The sequence below is a fragment of the Pseudomonas sputi genome, from assembly GCF_021603585.1.
GTDB lineage: Bacteria > Pseudomonadota > Gammaproteobacteria > Pseudomonadales > Pseudomonadaceae > Aquipseudomonas > Aquipseudomonas sputi.
This window is the reverse complement of record NZ_BQHI01000011.1, coordinates 66,308-88,107: the sequence shown is the minus strand read 5'-3', so window position 1 is coordinate 88,107 and position 21,800 is coordinate 66,308. Positions and strand designations below refer to the sequence as shown.

The 21,800-nt window shown below is 61.3% G+C and carries 16 protein-coding genes and 2 pseudogenes; 11 read left to right on the top strand and 7 right to left on the bottom strand.

Annotated features, from left to right (window positions below; genetic code table 11):
- Positions 1–299 precede the first annotated feature (299 nt).
- Both putA and L6D81_RS16980 read left to right on the top strand, forming a co-directional pair.
- Positions 300–4,253: a trifunctional transcriptional regulator/proline dehydrogenase/L-glutamate gamma-semialdehyde dehydrogenase gene (putA, locus tag L6D81_RS16985; protein WP_236181146.1), complete on the top strand. Its 3,954-nt coding sequence runs from the start codon at positions 300–302 to the stop codon at positions 4,251–4,253.
- Between the two features lie 158 nt (positions 4,254–4,411).
- Entirely contained in the window at positions 4,412–6,214 is a 1,803-nt protein-coding gene (locus tag L6D81_RS16980; protein WP_236181145.1) for an acyl-CoA dehydrogenase, read from the top strand.
- A gap of 64 nt (positions 6,215–6,278) precedes the next feature.
- Here L6D81_RS16980 and L6D81_RS29835 read toward each other — a convergent pair whose 3' ends face one another.
- From L6D81_RS29835 to L6D81_RS16965, 4 genes and pseudogenes are all read right to left on the bottom strand, one after another.
- On the bottom strand, positions 6,279–7,010 hold the full coding sequence (locus L6D81_RS29835; RefSeq protein ID WP_445009270.1) for a methyl-accepting chemotaxis protein: 732 nt from the start codon (positions 7,008–7,010) through the stop codon (positions 6,279–6,281).
- Between the two features lie 135 nt (positions 7,011–7,145).
- Positions 7,146–8,171 (bottom strand): annotated as a pseudogene (locus L6D81_RS29830) (cache domain-containing protein); the annotation flags it as partial.
- Positions 8,172–8,316: 145 nt separating this feature from the next.
- Entirely contained in the window at positions 8,317–8,619 is a 303-nt protein-coding gene (locus L6D81_RS16970) for a cell division protein ZapA (protein ID WP_039766503.1), read from the bottom strand.
- Positions 8,616–8,846, bottom strand: coding sequence for a hypothetical protein (locus tag L6D81_RS16965; protein ID WP_007952320.1), 231 nt, complete (start codon positions 8,844–8,846; stop codon positions 8,616–8,618). Before L6D81_RS16965 ends, L6D81_RS16970 begins: the two co-directional genes overlap by 4 nt.
- Before the next feature lie 251 nt (positions 8,847–9,097).
- On the opposite strand from L6D81_RS16965, the pseudogene L6D81_RS29685 reads away from it, so the two are divergent.
- The 5 genes and pseudogenes from L6D81_RS29685 to selO all read left to right on the top strand — a co-directional run.
- Positions 9,098–9,847 (top strand): annotated as a pseudogene (locus L6D81_RS29685) (MCP four helix bundle domain-containing protein); the annotation flags it as partial.
- Between the two features lie 30 nt (positions 9,848–9,877).
- A complete protein-coding gene (locus L6D81_RS29680) occupies positions 9,878–10,750 on the top strand; it encodes a methyl-accepting chemotaxis protein (protein ID WP_371850982.1) in 873 nt (290 codons plus the stop codon).
- 172 nt (positions 10,751–10,922) lie between these two features.
- Complete coding sequence (locus tag L6D81_RS16955) at positions 10,923–12,665, top strand: potassium/proton antiporter (RefSeq protein ID WP_236181142.1); 1,743 nt, start codon at positions 10,923–10,925, stop codon at positions 12,663–12,665.
- Between the two features lie 34 nt (positions 12,666–12,699).
- Complete coding sequence (gene mscK / locus L6D81_RS16950; RefSeq protein ID WP_236181141.1) at positions 12,700–16,053, top strand: mechanosensitive channel MscK; 3,354 nt, start codon at positions 12,700–12,702, stop codon at positions 16,051–16,053.
- Between the two features lie 48 nt (positions 16,054–16,101).
- A complete protein-coding gene (gene selO, locus L6D81_RS16945) occupies positions 16,102–17,565 on the top strand; it encodes a protein adenylyltransferase SelO (RefSeq protein WP_236181140.1) in 1,464 nt (487 codons plus the stop codon).
- A 6-nt stretch (positions 17,566–17,571) separates the two neighbouring features.
- Here selO and L6D81_RS16940 read toward each other — a convergent pair whose 3' ends face one another.
- Together L6D81_RS16940 and L6D81_RS16935 are read right to left on the bottom strand one after the other, a co-directional pair.
- Positions 17,572–17,973, bottom strand: coding sequence for a helix-turn-helix domain-containing protein (locus L6D81_RS16940; protein ID WP_236181139.1), 402 nt, complete (start codon positions 17,971–17,973; stop codon positions 17,572–17,574).
- A complete protein-coding gene (locus L6D81_RS16935; RefSeq protein WP_207984807.1) occupies positions 17,970–18,266 on the bottom strand; it encodes a type II toxin-antitoxin system HigB family toxin in 297 nt (98 codons plus the stop codon). The genes L6D81_RS16940 and L6D81_RS16935 overlap by 4 nt, the downstream gene beginning before the upstream one ends.
- 194 nt (positions 18,267–18,460) lie before the next feature.
- Between L6D81_RS16935 and trxC the strand changes: the two genes are divergently transcribed.
- Positions 18,461–18,895: a thioredoxin TrxC gene (gene trxC / locus L6D81_RS16930; protein WP_236181138.1), complete on the top strand. Its 435-nt coding sequence runs from the start codon at positions 18,461–18,463 to the stop codon at positions 18,893–18,895.
- 6 nt (positions 18,896–18,901) lie between these two features.
- Here trxC and L6D81_RS16925 read toward each other — a convergent pair whose 3' ends face one another.
- Positions 18,902–19,672 (bottom strand): ParA family protein, encoded by a 771-nt coding sequence (locus L6D81_RS16925; protein ID WP_236181137.1) that lies wholly within the window; start codon positions 19,670–19,672, stop codon positions 18,902–18,904.
- Positions 19,673–20,041: 369 nt separating this feature from the next.
- Between L6D81_RS16925 and L6D81_RS16920 the strand changes: the two genes are divergently transcribed.
- Genes L6D81_RS16920 through L6D81_RS16910 form a run of 3 tightly spaced genes read left to right on the top strand, consistent with a single transcriptional unit; the run spans position 20,042 to position 21,793 of the window.
- Positions 20,042–20,767: a beta-ketoacyl synthase chain length factor gene (locus L6D81_RS16920; protein ID WP_236181136.1), complete on the top strand. Its 726-nt coding sequence runs from the start codon at positions 20,042–20,044 to the stop codon at positions 20,765–20,767.
- Complete coding sequence (locus L6D81_RS16915; protein WP_236181135.1) at positions 20,743–21,552, top strand: lysophospholipid acyltransferase family protein; 810 nt, start codon at positions 20,743–20,745, stop codon at positions 21,550–21,552. The genes L6D81_RS16920 and L6D81_RS16915 overlap by 25 nt, the downstream gene beginning before the upstream one ends.
- Positions 21,533–21,793, top strand: coding sequence for a phosphopantetheine-binding protein (locus L6D81_RS16910; protein WP_085701087.1), 261 nt, complete (start codon positions 21,533–21,535; stop codon positions 21,791–21,793). The genes L6D81_RS16915 and L6D81_RS16910 overlap by 20 nt, the downstream gene beginning before the upstream one ends.
- Positions 21,794–21,800: the final 7 nt, after the last annotated feature.

Genomic DNA, 21,800 nt, shown 5'->3' with positions numbered 1-21,800 from the left:
GCGCGAATCCTATGCAACAAAGCAAAACAGGTGCAACCAGTTTCTGGCGAATTAGTTGCACCCAGTCGGATTTATCCTACGGAAGGGATTTTTTGCTCCCTTTTAATGCAGTCACAACACTTTTCTAGAAGCAAAAGCACCAAGCAGGAGCAGCACTTTCGTACCAGAAATTATTTCCTGACGAGCTGCAGAATATTCCGACAAAAAAAGGGTTGCACCCGGTTGCACCTCATTCGGCTCGCGGCTAATCTTGCCGCCAGCTGTTGTCGCGCAACTGCGGCACCTATGAGGATAAAAATATGGCTACCACCACCCTTGGGGTCAAACTTGACGACCCGACCCGCGAACGCCTGAAGGCCGCCGCAACCTCGATTGATCGCACACCACACTGGCTGATCAAGCAGGCAATTTTCAATTACCTGGAAAAACTCGAGGGTGGTGCAACCCTGACCGAGCTGAACGGTCTGACCGCCAAGGACGCCGACGACGCGGGCGAAGTCCATACCGATCACGCTCACCAATGCTTCCTTGAATTCGCCGAAAGCATCCTGCCGCAATCGGTGCTGCGTGCCTCGATTACCGCCGCTTACCGTCGCCCAGAGCCGGAAGTGGTGCCGATGCTGATCGAACAGGCTCGCCTGCCGGCACCGATGGCCGAAGCCACCAACAAACTCGCCGCGACCATCGCGGAAAAACTGCGTAACCAGAAGAGTGCCGGCGGTCGTGCAGGCATTGTTCAGGGCCTGCTGCAGGAGTTTTCCCTGTCGTCCCAGGAAGGCGTGGCGCTGATGTGCCTGGCCGAAGCACTGCTGCGTATTCCGGACAAAGGCACTCGCGATGCGCTGATCCGCGACAAGATCAGCACCGGCAACTGGCAGCCACATTTGGGCAACAGCCCGTCGCTATTCGTCAACGCGGCGACCTGGGGCCTGCTGCTGACCGGCAAACTGGTCTCCACCCATAACGAAGCCGGCCTGACTTCGTCCCTGAGCCGCATCATTGGCAAGAGCGGCGAGCCGATGATCCGCAAGGGCGTCGACATGGCCATGCGCCTGATGGGCGAGCAGTTCGTGACCGGTGAAACCATCGCCGAAGCCCTGGCCAATGCGAGCAAGTTCGAAGCCAAGGGCTTCCGTTATTCCTACGACATGCTCGGTGAAGCGGCGCTGACCGAACACGACGCCCAGAAGTACCTGGCCTCGTACGAACAAGCCATTCACTCGATCGGCAAAGCGTCCCACGGCCGTGGGATTTATGAAGGCCCGGGCATCTCGATCAAACTGTCGGCCCTGCACCCGCGTTACAGCCGTGCCCAGTACGAGCGCGTCATGGACGAGCTGTACCCGCGCCTGCTGTCGCTGACCCTGCTGGCCAAGCAATACGACATCGGCCTGAACATCGACGCCGAAGAAGCCGACCGCCTGGAGCTGTCGCTGGATCTGCTCGAGCGCCTGTGCTTCGAGCCGCAACTGACCGGCTGGAACGGCATCGGTTTCGTGATCCAGGCTTACCAGAAGCGTTGCCCGTACGTGATCGACTACGTGATCGACCTGGCTCGCCGCAGCCGTCATCGCCTGATGATCCGCCTGGTGAAAGGCGCGTACTGGGACAGCGAAATCAAGCGCGCCCAGGTCGAAGGCCTGGAAGGCTATCCGGTCTACACCCGCAAGGTGTACACCGACGTTTCCTACATCGCCTGCGCGCGCAAACTGCTGTCGGTACCGGAAGTCATCTACCCGCAGTTCGCCACGCACAACGCCCACACCCTGTCGGCGATTTATCACATTGCCGGTCAGAACTATTACCCGGGCCAGTATGAGTTCCAGTGCCTGCACGGCATGGGCGAACCTTTGTACGAGCAGGTTGTAGGCAAAGTTTCCGAAGGCAAGCTGAACCGTCCGTGCCGCGTGTACGCTCCGGTCGGCACCCACGAAACCCTGCTGGCGTACCTTGTACGTCGTCTGCTGGAAAACGGCGCCAACACTTCGTTCGTCAACCGTATCGCCGACCAGTCGATTTCGATTCAGGAACTGGTGGCCGATCCGGTGGCCAGCATCGAGCAGATGGCGACCGTGGAAGGTGGTTTCGGCCTGCCGCACCCGCGCATTCCGCTGCCACGTGACCTGTATGGTTCCGAGCGCGCCAACTCCAGCGGCATCGACATGGCCAACGAACATCGCCTGGCATCGCTGTCCTGCGCCCTGCTGGCGACCGCGCACAACAACTGGAAAGCTGCGCCGATGCTCGGTTGCGCTTCCAGCAACGAAGCGCCGGCACCGGTGCTCAACCCGTCCGATCTGCGTGACATGGTCGGCCACGTGCAGGAAGCCACGGTCGAAGACGTCGACAACGCCATTCAGTGCGCCCTGAACGCCGCACCGATCTGGCAGGCCACCCCGCCGGCCGAACGTGCCGCGATTCTGGAACGTGCCGCTGACTTGATGGAAGGCGAGATCCAGCCGCTGATGGGCCTGCTGGCCCGCGAAGCCGGCAAGACCTTCGCCAACGCCATCGCCGAAGTCCGCGAAGCCGTCGATTTCCTGCGTTATTACGCGGTGCAGGCGCGCAACGATTTCAGCAACGACGCCCACCGCCCACTGGGCCCGGTGGTCTGCATCAGCCCGTGGAACTTCCCGCTGGCGATCTTCAGCGGCCAGGTTGCCGCCGCACTGGCCGCCGGTAACCCGGTGCTGGCCAAACCGGCTGAACAGACTCCGCTGGTGGCCGCACAAGCCGTACGCTTGCTGCTCGAAGCCGGGATTCCGGAAGGCGTATTGCAACTGCTGCCGGGTCGCGGTGAAACCGTCGGCGCCGGTCTGGTGGGCGATGAGCGCGTCAAAGGCGTGATGTTCACCGGTTCCACCGAAGTCGCGCGCCTGCTGCAACGCAACATCGCCGGTCGCCTCGACAACCAGGGCCGTCCGATTCCGCTGATCGCCGAAACTGGCGGCCAGAACGCGATGATCGTCGACTCTTCGGCACTGACCGAACAGGTGGTGATCGACGTGGTGTCGTCGGCCTTCGACAGCGCCGGCCAACGTTGCTCGGCCCTGCGTGTCCTGTGCTTGCAGGAAGATTCCGCAGATCGCGTCATCGAAATGCTTAAAGGCGCGATGGCTGAAAGCCGTCTCGGCAACCCGGAGCGCCTGTCCGTGGACATCGGCCCGGTAATCGACGCCGAAGCCAAGGCCGGTATCGAGAAGCACATCCAGGGCATGCGCGACAAAGGTCGCAACGTGTACCAGGTGGCCATCGCCGACACCGAGGAAGTCAAGCGCGGCACCTTCGTCATGCCGACCCTGATCGAGCTGGAAAGCTTCGACGAGCTGCAACGCGAGATCTTCGGCCCGGTGCTGCACGTGGTGCGCTACAAGCGCAAAGAGATCGACCAGTTGATCGCCCAGATCAACGCCTCCGGTTACGGCCTGACCCTCGGCGTGCACACCCGCATCGACGAGACCATCGCCAAGGTGATCGACAACGTCAACGCCGGTAACGTCTACGTCAACCGCAACATTGTGGGTGCCGTGGTCGGCGTCCAGCCGTTCGGTGGCGAAGGTCTGTCGGGTACGGGTCCGAAGGCCGGTGGCCCGCTGTACCTGTACCGTCTGCTGTCGACGCGTCCTACCGACGCCATCGAACAATCCTTCGCTCGCGGTGATGCTACCGTGGCGCCGGATGTTCGTCTGCGCGACGCCATGAGCAAACCGCTGACCGCCCTGAAAGCCTGGGCCGACAGCAACAAGTTCGCGGATCTGAGCACTCTGTGCGTGCAGTACGCAGCGCAGTCACAAAGCGGTATCACCCGCGTGCTGGCCGGCCCGACCGGCGAGAAGAACAGCTACGCGATCCTGCCACGCGAGCACGTGCTGTGCCTGGCGGACATCGAAGGTGATCTGCTGACCCAGCTGGCTGCAGTACTGGCGGTGGGCGGTTCGGCAGTCTGGCCGGAATCCGACACCAGCAAGGCATTGTTCGCACGCCTGCCGAAGGAGATTCAGGCGCGGATCAAACTGGTTTCCGACTGGAACAAGGACGACGTGGTGTTCGATGCGGTTCTGCATCACGGCCATTCCGACCAGTTGCGTGCGGTCTGCCAGCAGATTGCCAAGCGTGCCGGCGCCATTGTCGGGGTTCAGGGCCTGTCCCAGGGCGAGACCAACATTGCGCTGGAGCGCCTGGTGATCGAGCGCGCGCTGAGCGTCAACACTGCGGCGGCGGGCGGTAACGCCAGCCTGATGACCATCGGCTAACTCTCGCGAGAGCGTGGGAACGATCAGTACAGCAACCTGAAAATGGGCGTCCTCACCGGCGCCCATTTTTTTGGCCTGTCTATCACCGTTATCAATCTTGCTGTTCAGCCTTTATTCGCACACCTAGACTCGGCCCATTCCAAAAAAGGTAGGCCGCCATGTCCGAGACGCTGCTCAGTTCCCGCAATCTGGCTTTCGAGCTGTACGAAGTCCTCGATGCCGAGGGCCTGACCCGGCGCGAGCGGTTTGCCGAACACAACCGGGAAACCTTCGACGCCGCCATTGGCACGGCGCGCAACATCGCCGAAAAGTACTTCGCACCGCACAACCGCAAGGGCGATGAGAACGAGCCGCGCTATGAGAACGGTCAGGCGATTCTGATTCCCGAGGTGAAACCGGCGGTGGATGCCTTCCTCGAAGCCGGATTCCTCAACGCGGCGCGCAGTTTCGACGCCGGCGGCATGCAACTTCCTACACTGTTGTCCCAGGCCTGTTTCGCCCACTTCCAGTCGGCCAACGCGGCATCGACTTCCTATCCGTTCCTGACCATGGGCGCGGCCAACCTGATCGAAAGTTTCGGCACCGAAGAGCAGAAGCAACGCTTCCTGCAGCCGATGATCGACGGCCGCTTCTTCGGCACCATGGCCCTGACCGAACCCCATGCCGGTTCGTCGCTGTCGGATATTCGTACCCGCGCGGAGCCTGCGTCCGACGGCACTTATCGCCTCAAGGGCAACAAGATCTTCATCTCCGGCGGCGACCACCCGCTCTCGGAAAACATCGTGCACATGGTGCTGGCCAAGCTGCCGGACGCGCCGGCCGGGGTGAAAGGTATTTCGCTGTTTATCGTGCCGAAGTTTCTGGTCAATGATGACGGCAGTCTGGGCAAGCGGAATGACGTGTTGCTGGCCGGGCTGTTCCACAAGATGGGCTGGCGCGGCACCACGTCCACGGCGCTGAACTTCGGCGATAACGGTGAGTGCGTCGGCTATCTGGTGGGCAAGCCGCACCACGGTTTGAGCTACATGTTCCAGATGATGAACGAGGCGCGGATCGGCGTCGGCATGGGTGCAGTGATGCTCGGCTATGCCGGTTACCTGTACTCGCTGGAATACGCCCGCGAACGCCCGCAGGGCCGAGTGCCGGACAGCAAGGATCCGACCACGGCACCGGTGGCGATCATTCAGCACGCCGATGTCAGACGCATGCTGTTGACGCAGAAATCCTACGTCGAAGGGGCATTTGATCTCGGTCTGTACGCGGCGCGGCTGTTCGATGACACCACCACGCTGGAAACCGAAGCCGAGCGCAAACAGGCCCACGAACTGCTGGACTTGCTGACCCCGATCGTCAAATCCTGGCCGTCGGAGTTCTGCCTGAAGGCCAACGAACTGGCGATCCAGATTCTCGGTGGCCATGGTTACACCCGCGAATACCCGGTGGAGCAGTACTACCGCGACAACCGCCTGAACCCGATCCACGAAGGCACCCACGGCATTCAGTCGCTGGATTTGCTGGGGCGCAAACTGGCGCAGAACGGTGGCGCCGGACTCAAGCAACTGATCCGTCTGATCGCCGACACCGCCGAGCGCGCGGTGGCGTACGAATCGTTGACTACATTGCGTGAGCCGCTGGAGACACTGGTGGCGCGCTTGCAGAGCGTGACCATCGGTCTGCTGACCGATCTGGCCCAGGGCAAGGTCAACAGCAGCCTGGCGAATTCGGCGCTGTACCTGAAAGTGTTCGGGCACGCGGTGATTGGCTGGCGCTGGCTGGAGCAGGCGATACGTGCCGAGGAAGGCCTGGCCAAGGGGAATGCGGCAGATGCCGACTTCTATAAGGGCAAGTTGCAGGCGGCGCGGTACTTTCTGACGTGGGAAGTGCCGGGGTGTCAGCATGAGCTGGCGTTGCTGGAGGCGCGGGATGATACGTGTCTGGCAATGCAGGATGCGTGGTTTTGACCTCTTAATGATCGTTCCCACGCTCTGCGTGGGAACGATCAGTGCCTCGACAGGGAACGATCAGTCAGCTCAGTTTGAACCCACCCATCTGCCGCGCCAGATCATCTGCCAACCGCTGCAGCATCTGACAATCCTCACGACACGCCCGAACCTCCCCCGCCGTCGCCCGGGCCAGATCGGAGATGCCCTGCACGTTGCGGTTGATCTCCTCGGTCACCGCCGACTGCTCTTCCGTCGCCGTCGCGACCTGATGGTTCATGTCGCTGATGCGCTCGACCTGCCCGGTTATCGCCGTCAGCGACGCCCCGGTACGCTGGCTCGACTCGACTCCGGTGCCCGTCGCGGCCTGGCCGGTGCGCATCGATGACACCGCATTCTCCGCACCTTGCTTGAGGCTGCCGATCATCTGCTGAATTTCGTCGGTAGACGCCTGAGTCCGGCGCGCCAGCGTCCGAACCTCATCGGCCACCACCGCAAAACCACGCCCCATGTCCCCGGCCCGCGCCGCTTCAATCGCCGCGTTCAATGCCAAAAGGTTGGTCTGCTCGGACACCCCGCGAATCACCGCCAGCACCTGATCGATGGACGCCACCTGATGCGCCAGCTCACCCACCGCGCCGGCGGCGACGCCGATGTCATCGGACATGCTTTCAATATGGCGAATCGAACTGCCGACCACTTCCCGCGCCTGCATCGCTTCGTCACGGGCGGTTTGCGAGGCGAGCGCAGCATTGCCAGCGTTTTGGGCAATCTCCTGCACGGTCAGGCCCATTTCGTGGACGGCGGTAGCGACCATGTCGGTCATTTCCTGCTGACGGCCGGAGCGTTCGGCGGTGTTGTCCACAACCCTGGCCACCTGGCTGACGGCAACGCGCAGGCGCTCGCTGGTGGTCAGCACTTCGCCGATCATCCCACGCTGGCTGTCGAGGAAACGGTTGAAGCCCCGTGCAAGATCGCCCAGTTCATCGGCGCGACTGGAATCTAACCGGTGAGTCAAATCTCCACCACCGCTACCGATGGCTACCAGCGCAGCTGTTACCTGACGAATCGGTCGCACCAGCCCCTGGGCCAGCCAGATCACCAGCGCCAGACAAACCAGCGCCACCGTCAGACCGATCCCGCTGCTCATCCACATCGCCCGGCGGGCTTCGGCGTAGATCTGCGACTGTGGCACTTCGGCCACCAGGGTCCAGCCGAGGTCGCGCAAAGGCAGGCTGAAGGCGAGGAAATCTTCGCCGTCGCGCTGGAAGCTGCTGTTGCTCGCCGCTTTATGGCCCATGACTGCTTGTGCTGCTGAGGCGCCGATCTGCTCGCTCAAGGTGCGCTTGCCGCTGAACTGTGCCTCGGGATGGACCTGGATCAAACCGTCGGAACGCACGAGATAGACCTTGCCGCGCTCGCCGAAGCTGAAATTGTGGATCAGCTCCGACAGCTCTTTCATGCTCAGCCCGAGCCCCGCGACGCCCACCACTTTGCCGGCCTGCTCCACCTTCAAATCGATGAACAGCGCCAGCTCTCCGGTGGCTCCGTCGTTGTCGATGTTCAGGGTTCGCGGCTGATTGCTGTCGAGAAACGAGTAGAACCACGCATCGGCCGGTTTGTCGCGACTGAGGGTGCGATCCAGGCCTTTCTCGGTGATGTAGTGATTGGATCCGGTGCCGATGATCAAAGCAGTAAAAGCCTTGTGTTCGGCGCGGATGCCTTCCAGATACTGCGCGAAGCCCGCCGTTTTGCCGGATTCCTCACCATTGGCCAGCCAGTCGCGGACCATGGTGTTGCTGGCGATGTCCTTGGCGGCGGTGAGAGGTTGAACGAGGATTCGTTCGATGTCGTTGCGCGTCGCTTCGATGCTCGACGGCAGGGCCTGCTCGACCAGATAGCTCTGGGCGAGACGGTTGACCACCAGGGTATAAATGCCAACCACGATCAGAATGCTGACCAGCAGGGCGGTGCCCATGCCGAGGATCAACTGCCATTGAATACTGCGACGCCAGAACTGCATGGAGCACCCCCAAAGAATAAGAGGCTGAAACACTGCAACAGCCGTGCCGATTGTATACAACGCAATCGACAATCTTATTCCTTGGTTGTGCGCAACCCCATCAGCCCTGATTGATGGTTTTGGCGATGGTCTCGACCGTGGCGCTGACTTGCTCTTGGTAACGCTCGAGTTCCTGCTGGTGCTGCTTCTTCATTTCAATCTGCTGCGAGCACAGATTCATTGCCGCCAGCACCAGCAGGCGGTCACCGATCAGGGTCGGGTATTTCTTCTTGGTGTCGGCCAGTGCGGCCTTGAGCATCAACGCAGCGTCCAGCAGGGTCTGTTCTTCCCCGGCCGGTGCCTTGATCGAATAGTCCTCCCCCATGATGGAGATGACCTTTACCCCTGCTGTGCCGTGGTTCATGCGCTGACAGGACCTGCGTTGACGCGATCAACCAGGGCCTGGATGCGTGCGGCGGTGGCGCCGTGCTTTTCTTCCTGTTCCATCAGGCTCAGTTGCAGGCTTTCGTTTTCATCCTTGGCCTGGGCCAGTTCCGTGGACAGGGTCTGGTTGGTTTCCGACAGGGTCTGGTTCTGTTGCACCAGATCGCTGACGAGCTGTTCCAATTGGCTGAGGGATGCTTCCAACATTTTGATCTTCCAGGGCTTTTTCAAAGGGCGCGTACGATAAAGAAAAGTCGTCGTTGACGCCAGGGTTAAACCGGCGCAAGGCCTTGATTTTCCTGGCGGCCGACCGTTCTTGCGAGTGTTAGAGACTGTGATCTGCCGATCTGGTTCCTGCACTTCGTCGCCCGACGCCCCATGCGACAAATACGCACACGGCCTCAAGACTTTAGTCGTATGACCGATAAGTCACCCAACAGCAGTCTCAGCCCGCACGGATGCGGCCCTTCCCTGGTATTCGCACCATGTCCCTTCGCAACATGAATATCGCCCCCCGGGCGTTCACCGGTTTCGCCCTGATCGGCGGCCTGATGCTGATTCTCGGCGTGTTCGCCCTGAACCAGATGAGCAAAATCCGTGCGGCGGGCGAAGACATCGCCACGGCCAGCGTGCCATCGATCAAGGCCCTCGACGAATTCACCCAGTTGACCCTGCGCCTGCGCGTGCTGTCGTATCGGTTGCTGATCAACCGTGAGCCAGATGTCCAGCAAAAAACCATCGAACTGTTTGATCTGCGCAACCGGCAGATCGCCGACGCGCAACGCGCCTACGAACCCCTGATCAGTGGCTCGCAAGAACGCGCGGCGTACGATCAGTACCTGCAGTTGCTGGCGCAGTACCGCCAGCTCGAAGACCGCATGAAGACTCTGTCGCGCAACAACCAGGTCGATGAACTGCGGCAACTGCTCAACACCGATTTGCTCGCCAACTCCGAAGCGGTGAATACCGCCCTCGCGCGTTTGCTGGAGATCAACACCCAACAGATCGCCGAGACCAATCAGGGCGCCACTGATCAGTATTCGATGTCGTTCAATCTGGTGGTGACCCTGCTGGTGATTGCCACCGGCCTGACCTTGCTGTTCGCCTGGCTGTTGACCAGCAGCATCACCAAGCCGATCGCCAAGGCGCTGGATGCAGCGGAAACCATCGCCGAAGGCAACCTGACCCAGCCGATCCACGTGGACGGCACCGACGAAGCCGGACGCCTGCTGGCCGCCATGGCCAAAATGCAATCGAAGCTGCGCGACACGCTGCAACGGATTTCCGGCTCGGCCACCCAACTGGCCTCTGCCGCCGAAGAGCTGAACAGCGTCACCGATGAAAGCGCCCGAGGCCTGACCCAGCAGAACAACGAAATCGAGCAGGCCGCCACGGCGGTCAACGAGATGACCAGCGCCGTGGAAGAAGTTGCGCGCAACGCGGTCAGCACCTCGGAAGCCTCGAAGAACGCCACCACCTCCGCCGGCGACGGCCGTGATCTGGTGCAGGAAACCGTCAGCGCCATCGAACGCATGAGCGCCGACGTGCAGAGCACCGCGACCCTGATCGGCGATCTGGCCAACGAATCCCGCGATATCGGCAAGGTGCTGGACGTGATCCGTGGTCTGGCTGACCAGACCAACCTGCTGGCACTGAACGCGGCCATCGAAGCGGCCCGTGCCGGTGAAGCCGGTCGTGGTTTTGCCGTGGTGGCCGATGAGGTCCGTGCCCTGGCCCACCGCACCCAGCAGTCGACCAGCGAAATCGAGCGCATGATCGGCAGCATCCAGAGCGGCACCGAACACGCCGTGGACTCGATGCGCAACAGCACCGAACGCGCCGAGTCGACCCTGAACATCGCCCGTGGCGCCGGCCTGTCGCTGGACACGATCAACACGGCCATCGTCGAAATCAACGAGCGCAACCTGGTGATCGCCAGCGCCGCCGAAGAGCAGGCGCAAGTGGCGCGGGAAGTGGATCGCAACCTGGTGAACATCCGCGATCTGTCGGTGCAATCGGCGACCGGCGCGAATCAGACCAGTGCGGCGAGCAACGAGCTGTCGCGCCTGGCGCTGGATCTGAACAATATGGTTGGGCGGTTCAGCCTCTAACCCTCTGCATTGATCGCTCCCACGTCGAGGCGTCGAACCGTCTGCGTGGGAACGATCTTGCGCCAAGCTGAAAAAGCTTTTTGACAGCATCACATTTCAACAGGTTAGAATCGCTGGCACGCAGACTGCATGGTCAGTTTGTGCCCGTCTTTCCGCTTCTGGAGTACTGCCTTTGAATGCGACGACCATCAACAGCCTGTTCTTGATCGGCGCGTTGCTGGTAGGCGCAAGTATTCTTGTCAGCTCCCTGTCTTCGCGTCTCGGCATCCCGATTCTGGTGATCATCCTCGCGGTCGGCATGGCTGCCGGGGTCGATGGCGGCGGGATCATTTTCGATAACTACCCGACGGCCTATCTGGTCGGCAACCTCGCGCTGGCAGTGATCCTGCTCGACGGCGGCTTGCGCACCCGGGTGTCCAGTTTCCGCGTGGCCCTGTGGCCGGCCTTGTCGCTGGCGACGGTCGGGGTTCTTATCACCACCGGCCTCACCGGCATGGCCGCCGCGTGGCTGTTTGACCTCAATCTGATACAAGGCCTGCTGATCGGCGCCATCGTCGGCTCCACGGACGCCGCCGCGGTGTTCTCGCTGCTCGGCGGCAAGGGCCTGAACGAGCGGGTGACCGCCAGCCTGGAAATCGAATCCGGCAGCAACGACCCGATGGCGGTGTTCCTCACCGTGACCCTGATCGACATGCTTGCCAGCGGCCAGACCGGCCTGCACTGGAGCCTGTTGACCCACCTGATCCGCGAGTTCGGCATCGGTGGCGTGATCGGTCTGGGTGGGGGCTGGCTGATGCTGCAAATGGTCAACCGGATCAATCTTGCCGCCGGTCTGTATCCGATTCTGGTGATCGCCGGCGGCCTGGTGGTGTTCGCCCTGACCAACGCCCTGCACGGCAGCGGCTTCCTCGCCGTGTACCTGTGCGGCCTGGTGATCGGTAACCGCCCGGTGCGCAGCCGTCACGGCATTCTGCACATGCTCGACGGCATGGCGTGGCTGGCGCAGATCGGCATGTTCCTGGTGCTGGGCCTGCTGGTCACGCCGCATGATCTGCTGCCGATCGCCGTGCCTGCCCTGGGTCTGGCGCTGTGGATGATTCTGTTCGCACGGCCGCTGTCGGTGCTGGTCGGGCTGCTGCCGTTCAAGGCCTTCCACGGCCGCGAGAAAGCCTTCATTTCCTGGGTGGGCCTGCGCGGCGCGGTGCCGATCATTCTGGCGGTGTTCCCGCTGATGGCCGGGCTGCCGAATGCGCAGCTGTACTTCAACCTCGCGTTCTTTATCGTGCTGGTGTCACTGCTGGTGCAGGGCACGAGCCTGCCGTGGGTGGCCAAGCTGCTCAAGGTGACCGTGCCGCCGGAACCGGCGCCGATCTCCCGCGCCGCCCTCGAAGTGCACGTCACCAGCGAGTGGGAGCTGTTCGTCTACAAGCTCGGCGCGGAAAAATGGTGCATCGGCTCGCCCCTGCGCGAACTGAAGATGCCTGAAGGCACACGTATCGCGGCCCTGTTTCGCGGTCAGCAATTGCTCCATCCGTCGGGTAGTACGGTGCTGGAGGTCGATGATTTGCTGTGCGTCATCGGCCATGAACACAACCTTCCGGCCCTCGGAAAACTGTTCAGCCAGGCGCCACAACGCGGCCTGGATCTGCGTTTCTTCGGCGACTTCGTACTCGAAGGAGACGCCCAGCTCAAAGCGGTTGCCGCCCTGTACGGCCTGCCCGCCGAAGGCATCGATCCGGACATGACCCTGGGCCACTTCATTGCCCAGAAAGTCGGCGGTGCACCGATCGTTGGCGACCAGGTGGAATGGAACAACACCCACTGGACGGTTGCGGTCATGGACGGGAACAAGATCGCCAAAGTGGGCGTCAGATTCCCCGAAGGAAGTCGCCCGGGCCCCGGACTCTTCCTCTAAACTGCGTCCACTCTCACTTGCTTGACCGGTCTCTATGCCTACCCTGCGCTCCTTTTTCCTCGCGGCCCTGTTGGGCCTGAGTCTTTCCGTCGGCCCGCTGCAAGCCGCCGAACCGCCGTCCAGCGACGCCGTGCAGGCCAGCCTGGACAAACTCACCGACAGCAAACTGCCCGAGGCCGACAAGAAGGCCCTGCAGACGGTCCTGCAAAACACGCTGAACCAGCTCAACAACCGGCGTGACTACGAACAGAAGCTGATCGACCTCAAGCAGCAGTTGGCCACTGCGCCGAAGCAGACCATCGAGAATTCGCGCGAACTGACCCGCCTCAAGGCCAGCGCCGTGGTGCCGGTGGCGCAGCGCTTCCCCAAGGAAAACATCCAGCAGCTGGAGCAGATGCTCACCGAGCGTTCGACCCAGCAAAGCGATCTGCAAAAGGCCCTGGCCGACGCCAACAGCCTGATCATCACCGCCCAGACCCGCCCCGAGCGCGCCCAGGCCGAGATTTCCAGCAGCCAGACGCGCATCCAGCAGATCAACAACATCCTCAAGTCCGGCAAGGACGCCGGCAAGACCGTCAGCGCCGAGCAGCGCGACCTGCTCAACGCCGAGCTGGCGGCGCTCAACGCGTTGATCCCGCTGCGCCGTCAGGAGCTGGCCGGCAACAGCCAGTTGCAGGATCTGGGCAACAGTCAGCATGACCTGCTCTCGGAAAAATCCGACCGTCTGGATCGCGAGATCCAGGAACTGCAAACCCTGATCAACCAGAAGCGCTTGACCCTGTCGCAGGAAACCGTGACGCAGCAGTCGATCGAGGCGCAGAAGTCCGGCAGCAGCACTCTGCTCGCCACGGAAAGCGCGGCCAACCTCAAGCTCTCCGACTATCTGCTGAAAAGCACTGACCGCCTCAACGAACTGACCCAGCAGAACCTGCAGACCAAACAGCAACTCGACAGCGTGACCCAGAGCGACTCGGCTCTCGACGAGCAGATCAACGTGCTCAAGGGCAGCCTGCTGCTGTCGAAGATTCTCTATAAGCAGAAGCAAGCGCTGCCGCGCCTCAAGGTCGACCGCGACCTGGCGGATCAGATCGCCGACATTCGCCTGTACCAGTTCGAAATCAACCAACAGCGCGAACAACTGAGCAATCCGGCGACTTACGTCGACAACCTGCTGTCCACCCAGCCGCCGGAGCAAGTCACGCCACAACTGCGCAAGAGTCTGCTGGAGCTGGCCAACACCCGCGTCGATCTGCTGGAGCGGCTGAGTCGCGAACTGAGCGCGATGCTCAACGAGTCGATCACCCTGCAACTGAACCAGAAACAACTGCTGAGCACCGCGCAAAGCCTGCGCGCGACCCTCGACGAGCAGATGTTCTGGATTCCGAGCAACAAGCCGCTGGACACCGAATGGATGCGCGGCGTGCCGGAACGTCTCAAGCGTCAGATCGACACCTTGCCGCTGGCCTCGAGCTTGAGCGAACTGACCGACGGCCTGACCCAGCGACCGTTGTTGTTCCTGCCGCTGGCGCTGCTGATCGGCGCACTGCTGTGGCGGCGCAAGCAACTTTATTCGCGCCTGAACAAGGTTCACCAGGACATCGGTCACTTCAAGCGTGACAGCCAGTGGCACACGCCGCAGGCGATCCTGATCAATATTCTGCTGGCAATGCCCGTGGCGCTGGGCCTGGCCCTGTGCGGGCTGGCGTTGCAGATCGACGCTCGCGGGCAGAACGCCAACATGGGCGCGGCGCTGCTGCAAATGGCCCAGGCGTGGCTGGTGTTCTACACCGCTTACCGGATCCTCGCGCCGGGCGGCGTCGCCGAATTGCACTTCCGCTGGGAAAAGCCGCAGGTCGAATTCCTGCAAGGCTGGGTCCGTCGCCTCGGTCTGGTGGTCATGGCATTGGTGGCGGTGGTGGCGGTTGCCGAGCTGCAACCGGCGGCGCTGGCCGATGACGTTATCGGCATGCCGGTGGTGCTGACCTGCTACGCCCTGATGGCGTGGCTGCTCAGCCGCCTGCTGATCAGCAGCCCGACCCACGAAAACGCCTCGCTGTTTCGCAAGGCCGTGGGCGTGATGTTTACCTTGCTGCCCATCGCGCTGTTCGTCGCCGTGTGCTTCGGCTACTACTACACCGCGCTGAAGCTCAGCGACCGCTTGATCAACACCCTGTACCTGCTGATGTTCTGGCTGGTGATCGAAGCGACTTTCGTCCGTGGACTGGCGGTTGCGGCACGCCGCCTGGCTTACCAGCGCGCCCTGGCCAAACGTCAGGCCGCGAAAGAAGCCGGCGACGGCGAAGCGGTGATCGAAGAGCCGACCCTGGACATCGAAAAGGTCAACGAACAGTCCCTGCGCCTGATCCGTCTGGCACTGCTCGGCGGTTTCATCGCCGCGCTGTACTGGGTCTGGGCCGACCTGATCACGGTGTTCTCGTACCTCGACAACATCACCCTCTACGAATACACCAGCGGCACCGGCGCCAACATGAGCATGGTGCCGATCAGCATCGGCGACATGCTCGGCGCGCTGATCATCATCGGCATCACCTTTGCGCTCGCCCGCAACTTGCCGGGCCTGCTTGAAGTGTTCGTATTGTCGAAGCTCAATCTGGCCCAGGGCAGCGCCTACGCGACCACGACGCTGCTGTCGTACGTGATCGCCGGGGTCGGTTTCGTCTCGACCCTGTCGACCCTCGGCGTCAGCTGGGACAAGCTGCAATGGCTGGTGGCGGCGCTGTCGGTGGGCCTGGGTTTCGGCATGCAGGAGATCTTCGCGAACTTCATCTCCGGCATCATGATCCTGTTCGAACGTCCGGTGCGGATCGGCGACACCATCACCATCGGCAACCTCTCGGGTACGGTGAGCAAGATCCGTATCCGCGCCACGACCATCACCGACTTCGACCGCAAGGACATCATTGTCCCGAACAAGACGTTCATTACCGGGCAACTGATCAACTGGTCGCTGACCGACACCATCACCCGGGTAACCCTGAAACTGGGCGTGGATTACGGCTCCGACCTGGATCTGGTCAAGGAACTGCTGCTCAAGGCCGCCCGGGAAAACCCGCGCGTGCTCAAGGAGCCCGAGCCGCACGTGTACTTCCTCAACTTCGGCGAAAGCACCCTCGACCACGAACTGCGCATGCACGTGCGTGATCTCGGCGACCGTAACCCGGTGCTCGATGAGGTCAACCGCTTCATCAACCGCGAGTTCAAGAAGCAGCACATCAACATCTCGTTCCGCCAGATGGAGATTTACCTGAAGAACCTCCAGGGCCAGGAATACAAGATGGTGCCAATCGAGCCGGAAACCAAAACCATTGCGCCGGTCAGCGACGAGCAGAAACCGTTGCAGGATCCGCCACCGGCCAAACTCGACTAACCCGGCTAATCCCAGCAGAATGCTCGGACATTCTGCTGGAGCCGGTCCTTGAAATCCCTCGACGAACTGACCTTCGACAACCGCTTCGCCCGCCTGGGCGATGCGTTCTCGGCCCATGTGCTGCCTGAACCGATCGACAATCCGCGACTGGTGGTGGCCAGCCCTGCGGCCCTGGCGCTGCTGGATCTCGACCCGGCGGTGGCCGACACCCAGGAATTTGCCGAACTGTTCGGCGGCCACAAGTTGTGGGCCGATGCCGAGCCACGGGCGATGGTCTATTCCGGGCATCAGTTCGGCGGCTACACCCCGCAACTGGGCGATGGGCGCGGATTGTTGCTGGGCGAGGTCTACAACGCCGCCGGCGAGCACTGGGACCTGCACCTGAAGGGCGCCGGGCAGACGCCGTTCTCGCGCATGGGCGACGGTCGTGCGGTGCTGCGTTCGTCAATCCGCGAGTTTCTCGCCTCCGAAGCGCTGCATGCGCTGAATATTCCTTCGTCACGCGCCGCCTGCGTGATCGGCTCCGACACTCCAGTCTGGCGTGAAAAACAGGAGCGCGCCGCGATGGTGCTGCGTCTGGCGCCGAGCCACATCCGTTTCGGCCATTTCGAATATTTCTATTACACCAAGCGTCCTGAACACCAGAAGCAACTTGGCGAGCACGTATTGGCGATCCACTACCCCGAGTGCCTGGAACAGCCGGAACCGTATCTGGCGATGTTCCGAGAAATCGTCGAGCGCAACGCCGAACTGATTGCCAAGTGGCAGGCGTACGGCTTCTGCCACGGGGTGATGAACACCGACAACATGTCGATCCTCGGCATCACCTTTGACTTCGGCCCGTTCGCCTTCCTCGACGATTTCGACGCGAACTTCATTTGCAACCACTCCGACGATCAGGGCCGCTACTCCTTCAGCAATCAGGTGCCGGTCGGCCAGTGGAACCTCAGCGCCCTGGCCCAGGCGCTGACGCCGTTCATCAGCGTTGAAGCCCTGCGCGAAACCCTCGGCCTGTACCTGCCGCTGTTCCAGGCGCACTACCTCGACCTGATGCGCCGGCGCTTCGGCTTCACCACCGCTGAGGACGACGACCAGCAACTGCTGGAGCAGTTGCTGCAACTGATGCAGAACAGCGGCGTCGACTACACCCTGTTCTTCCGCCGACTGGGCGAAGAGTCAGCCGAACAGGCCGTCGCTCGCCTGCGCGATGACTTTGTGGATATCAAAGGATTCGATGCCTGGGGCGAGCGTTATGTCGCCCGCGTCGCACGCGATGGCGCGACCGATCAGGAACAGCGCCGTGCGCGGATGCATGCGGTGAATCCGCTGTACATCCTGCGCAACTATCTGGCGCAGAAGGCGATTGATGCCGCCGGGCAGGGTGACTATTCCGAAGTGCGACGGCTGCATGCGGTGCTGAGCAATCCATTCGAGGAACAGCCTGGAATGGAGAGCTACGCGGAACGGCCGCCGGAGTGGGGCAAGCATTTGGAGATCAGTTGCTCGTCGTGATCAAGGTCAGGTAAACACGTCGATCGGTACGTTGAAGCGCTCGGCCAACCAGCGGATCTGACGCAGGTTGAGCTTGCGTTTACCACTCAAAATTTCCGAAACAACCGATTGAGTACCGACACCTGGCAGGTCGCTTTGTGTCAGACCATGCTCGCGCATCATATAGCCGAGGACTTCTTCGCCGCTCGCCTCGGCCATGGGGTGATGCGTGCGATCCCATTCCGCAATCCAGTCACCAATGATGTCGACCAGACTCATCAATGGATGCGATTCATTATCACCGGTTATGTCGAGTATTTCTTCGACAGCCCGCACCAGCATGTCGTAATCCTGCTCACTTTTCGGCTTTCGAAGCAAAGGCGAGACAAACTCCCAGTGCTCGGCAACCGTTTTGATCAGAATGCTCATACCTTTCCCTCCTTCCATTTACCGCGCTCGTATTCGCGGTGATCAAGCACATGCTTTATGTAGAGCGTCCGAGATCGATAACTGACGAAAGCGATCAACCTCAGCTTGTTGCCTCCAATATCGAAAACATGAAACTCACCGACTTTATCTGTCGCAGGAAAAATTGCTTTCATCGCCGCGAAATCACACGGATTACTTCTTTTTGCCAAACGAAACCACTGTGCCAATGCACTTGCTGCCTGTGGCCAAATTTCCTTGGCCTCTCGAATAGGTTTTTCACTAAACACATGCATGCAACATCCTTATCGCATTCTGCTATGGGGAGTTAATCACAGATCAAAATTATCGCAAGTTGCGATACAGCCGAGCAGACCAACGGACTCAATCGGTTCATCTCAGCCTAGGCTCACAGCCAAACACTGCACGATTGAAAATATGAGCAAACGTCTCCAACTAAGAGTTATCAGCTCTCCACTGGATCCCGATCATGACCGACCCACTCCTCATCCCCTGCCCCTCCTGCAACGGTCTCAACCGCATCCCCGCCGAGCGCCTCAACGACCACCCGAAGTGCGGGCGCTGCAAGTCAGAGGTGTTGTTGAACAAGCCGTTTGAACTCAAGCAAGGCGATTACGCCAGTCAGATCAAGGGTGATCTGCCGTTGCTGGTGGACGTGTGGGCGGATTGGTGCGGGCCGTGCAAGTCGTTTGCGCCGGTGTTCGAGCAGGCGGCCGCGCAACTGGCGGGCAAGTGCCGGCTGGCCAAGCTGGACAGCGAGGCCAACCAGCCGTTGTCGGCGCAGTTGGGGATTCGTTCGATTCCGAGCCTGATTCTGTTTCGCAACGGCCGGGAAGTGGCCCGTCAGAGCGGGGCCTTCCCGTTGCCACAGTTGATGGCCTGGCTGCGCAGCCAGGGCATCTGACGGGGTTCAGGCGTCTTCGAGCAGGTTGTGCAGTTCGACGAACTGCTGCGTCAGCTTGTGCCGTGGATCGAGGTGGATCAGCGGCGTATTGGCCTGATGGGATTCGCGCATGCGCACTGAACTGGCGAGGTAGACCGGCAGCACCGGCAGGCCCTCGGCGATCAGTTCGTCGAGGATCTGCTGCGGCAGGCTGGCCCGGGCCTGGAACTGGTTGACCACAATGCCTTCGACTTCCAGGCCCTCGTTGTGGTCTTCCTTCAACTCGAAGATCTCGGCGATCAGACCATAGAGGGCCTGACGCGAAAAGCTGTCGCAGTCGAAGGGAATCAGTACCCGATCGGCGGCAATCAGTGCAGAGACTGCATAGAAATTCAGCGCCGGCGGCGTATCCAGATAAATCCGGTCGTAATCTTCCGACAGCTCGTCGAGCAGTTTTCGCAGCTTGTTGATCTTGTGTTTGGCCTCGAGCTTGGGCTGCAAGTCGGCCAGTTCGGCGGTGGCGGTGATGATGTGCAGGTTGTCGAACGGCGTTTCGTAGATATCCGCCTGATTCTTTTTCGAGAACGGCCCTGAAGACAGGGTCTGCTTGAAGAAGTCGGCAATGCCCATCGGAATGTCGTCACCCGTGAGCCCGGTCAGATACTGAGTGGAATTGGCCTGGGCATCGAGGTCGACCAACAGCGTGCGATAACCCTCGCTGGCGCTCACCGCTGCCAGATTGCAGGCAATGCTGGATTTGCCCACGCCACCTTTCTGATTGAACACCACGCGCCGCATGACAAAACCTCCGTGTATCAAAGAATGACCGAGTGTAGTGGTGCCCGGTGCCGGTTCGCTACCTCGATGGACACGGACTACAGCGTCAGACGCCAATATCCCAATGAATACGGCGTAAAGCCCCCCGTTGATCGCCGATCTGCCCGACAGACAGACGCCTGCCAATCTGGATAATGGCCAAGTGACAGTTTCTTGCTGCGTACCATTCGGTCCATTTCACTGCGCAAAGTGTAACCAGCATTTGCTACACACTCGTCGCACCGGGATAATGCGCGCCACCCGGCGCCACGCGCCATGCCATTTCCGGCTAAATCAGCTCAGCGGCGACGTTGGCGAAACCGCGTCAAATCAGCCGCAGGGGCGGGATAAATGTCCGTGATCAACTTCAACATCGCCCAATGGCGGGCCTGGGCTCCCGGGCTCGACAGTGTGCAAGCCTGGCAAGCCTGGAGCCGACAGCCGGTCGTGCTTGAAGGCAGCGATGCCGCACCCGACGTGTCGTTTCTGCCGGCCATGCAGCGCCGTCGTCTCAGTCGTCTGGCGCGGATGGCGTTCAGTGTCGGCTGGCCGCTGGCCGACGGTCGGGAAAATCTGCCGCTGGTGTTCGTCTCCCGACATGGCGAAACCCCGCGCACCTTTGAAATTCTCAGCGATCTGGCCAACGAACAGCCGCTGTCGCCGACCCAGTTCAGCCTGTCGGTGCATAACGCGATCATCGGCCTGTGGTCGATCATGCGTGGCGAAACCAGCGAAATGACCGCACTCGCCGCCGCTGGTGACGGCCTCGAACACGGCATGCTTGAAGCGGCGGCATTGCTGAACGAAGGCGCCCCGGCGGTGCTGCTGGTGATCACCGAGGAACAACCGCCCGAAGCCTATTCAACATGGATCGACGACGTTCCGTTTCCCTATGCAGTCGGGCTGCTGCTCACCCCCGGTACCGACTGGCGGCTGACGCTGAACAGCGCCCCGCAAGCACGGTCAAAAACGCAGTGGCCCCACGCACTGAATCTGCTGCGAACCCTGCTCGATCAGCAATCCCATTGCCAACATGCCTGGAAAAATCGTCTATGGACCTGGCAACGCAACCCGTGATCGGAAAAAACCGCGACGGCTATTACTGGCGCCTGCTGGCCACTGCCACCAGCTTCGCCCTGTTCGGGCTCGGTGGCCTGTGCCTGCGCCTGCTGGTATTTCCATTGCTCGGTTGCCTGCCGGGCGACGCCATTGCGCATCGCGAACGGGCACGCCAGACCGTCAGTCGGCTGTTCTGGTTTTTCGTCCGGTTCATGGCCCGTACCGGCGTGCTGACCTACGACATTCAGGGCGCCGAACGACTCGGCCGTCCGGGGCAGATGATCATCGCCAACCATCCCTCGCTGATCGACGTGGTGTTCCTGATCGGTCTGGTGCGCGGGGCCAATTGCGTGGTGAAGAAAAGCCTGTGGGAAAACCCCTTCACCCGCGGCCCGCTGCGCAGCACCGAATACATCAGCAACGATGGCAGCATGGACATGCTCGATGCTGCCGCCGGCGCGTTGCAGAGCGGGCAGACCCTGATCATTTTCCCCGAAGGCACCCGCACTCAACCGGGTCAGGCACCGGCCTTTCATCGGGGCGCGGCGGCCATCGCGCTGCGCGGTGCGAAAATCATTACCCCGGTGGTGATCAAGGTCAGTCCGACCACCCTGACCAAGGCCGAGCCCTGGTATCGCATTCCCAGTCGCCGCGTGCACTTCAGTTTTCACGTCGGGGCCGATATAGACCCACAGACGTTTGCCGCGCAGGGCCCCGCGCCCCAGGCTTCGCGCAAGCTCAACGACTATTTGCACCAATTTTTTATCAAGGAGCTCGCCGAAGATGAGCGATCTAAACCGTGACATCAAAGAGCTGATCATCGACGCCCTGGGCCTCGAAGACATCAGCGCAGAGGACATCGGCGACGACCAGACGCTGTTCGGCGAAGGCCTGGGCCTGGATTCCGTCGACGCCCTGGAGCTCGGCCTGGCGATCCAGAAAAAGTACGGCATCAAGATCGACGCCGACGCCAAGGACACCCGCAACCATTTCACCAACGTGGCGAGCCTTGCGGCGTTCGTCACGGCAAAACAGGCAGCTTGAGACCGGA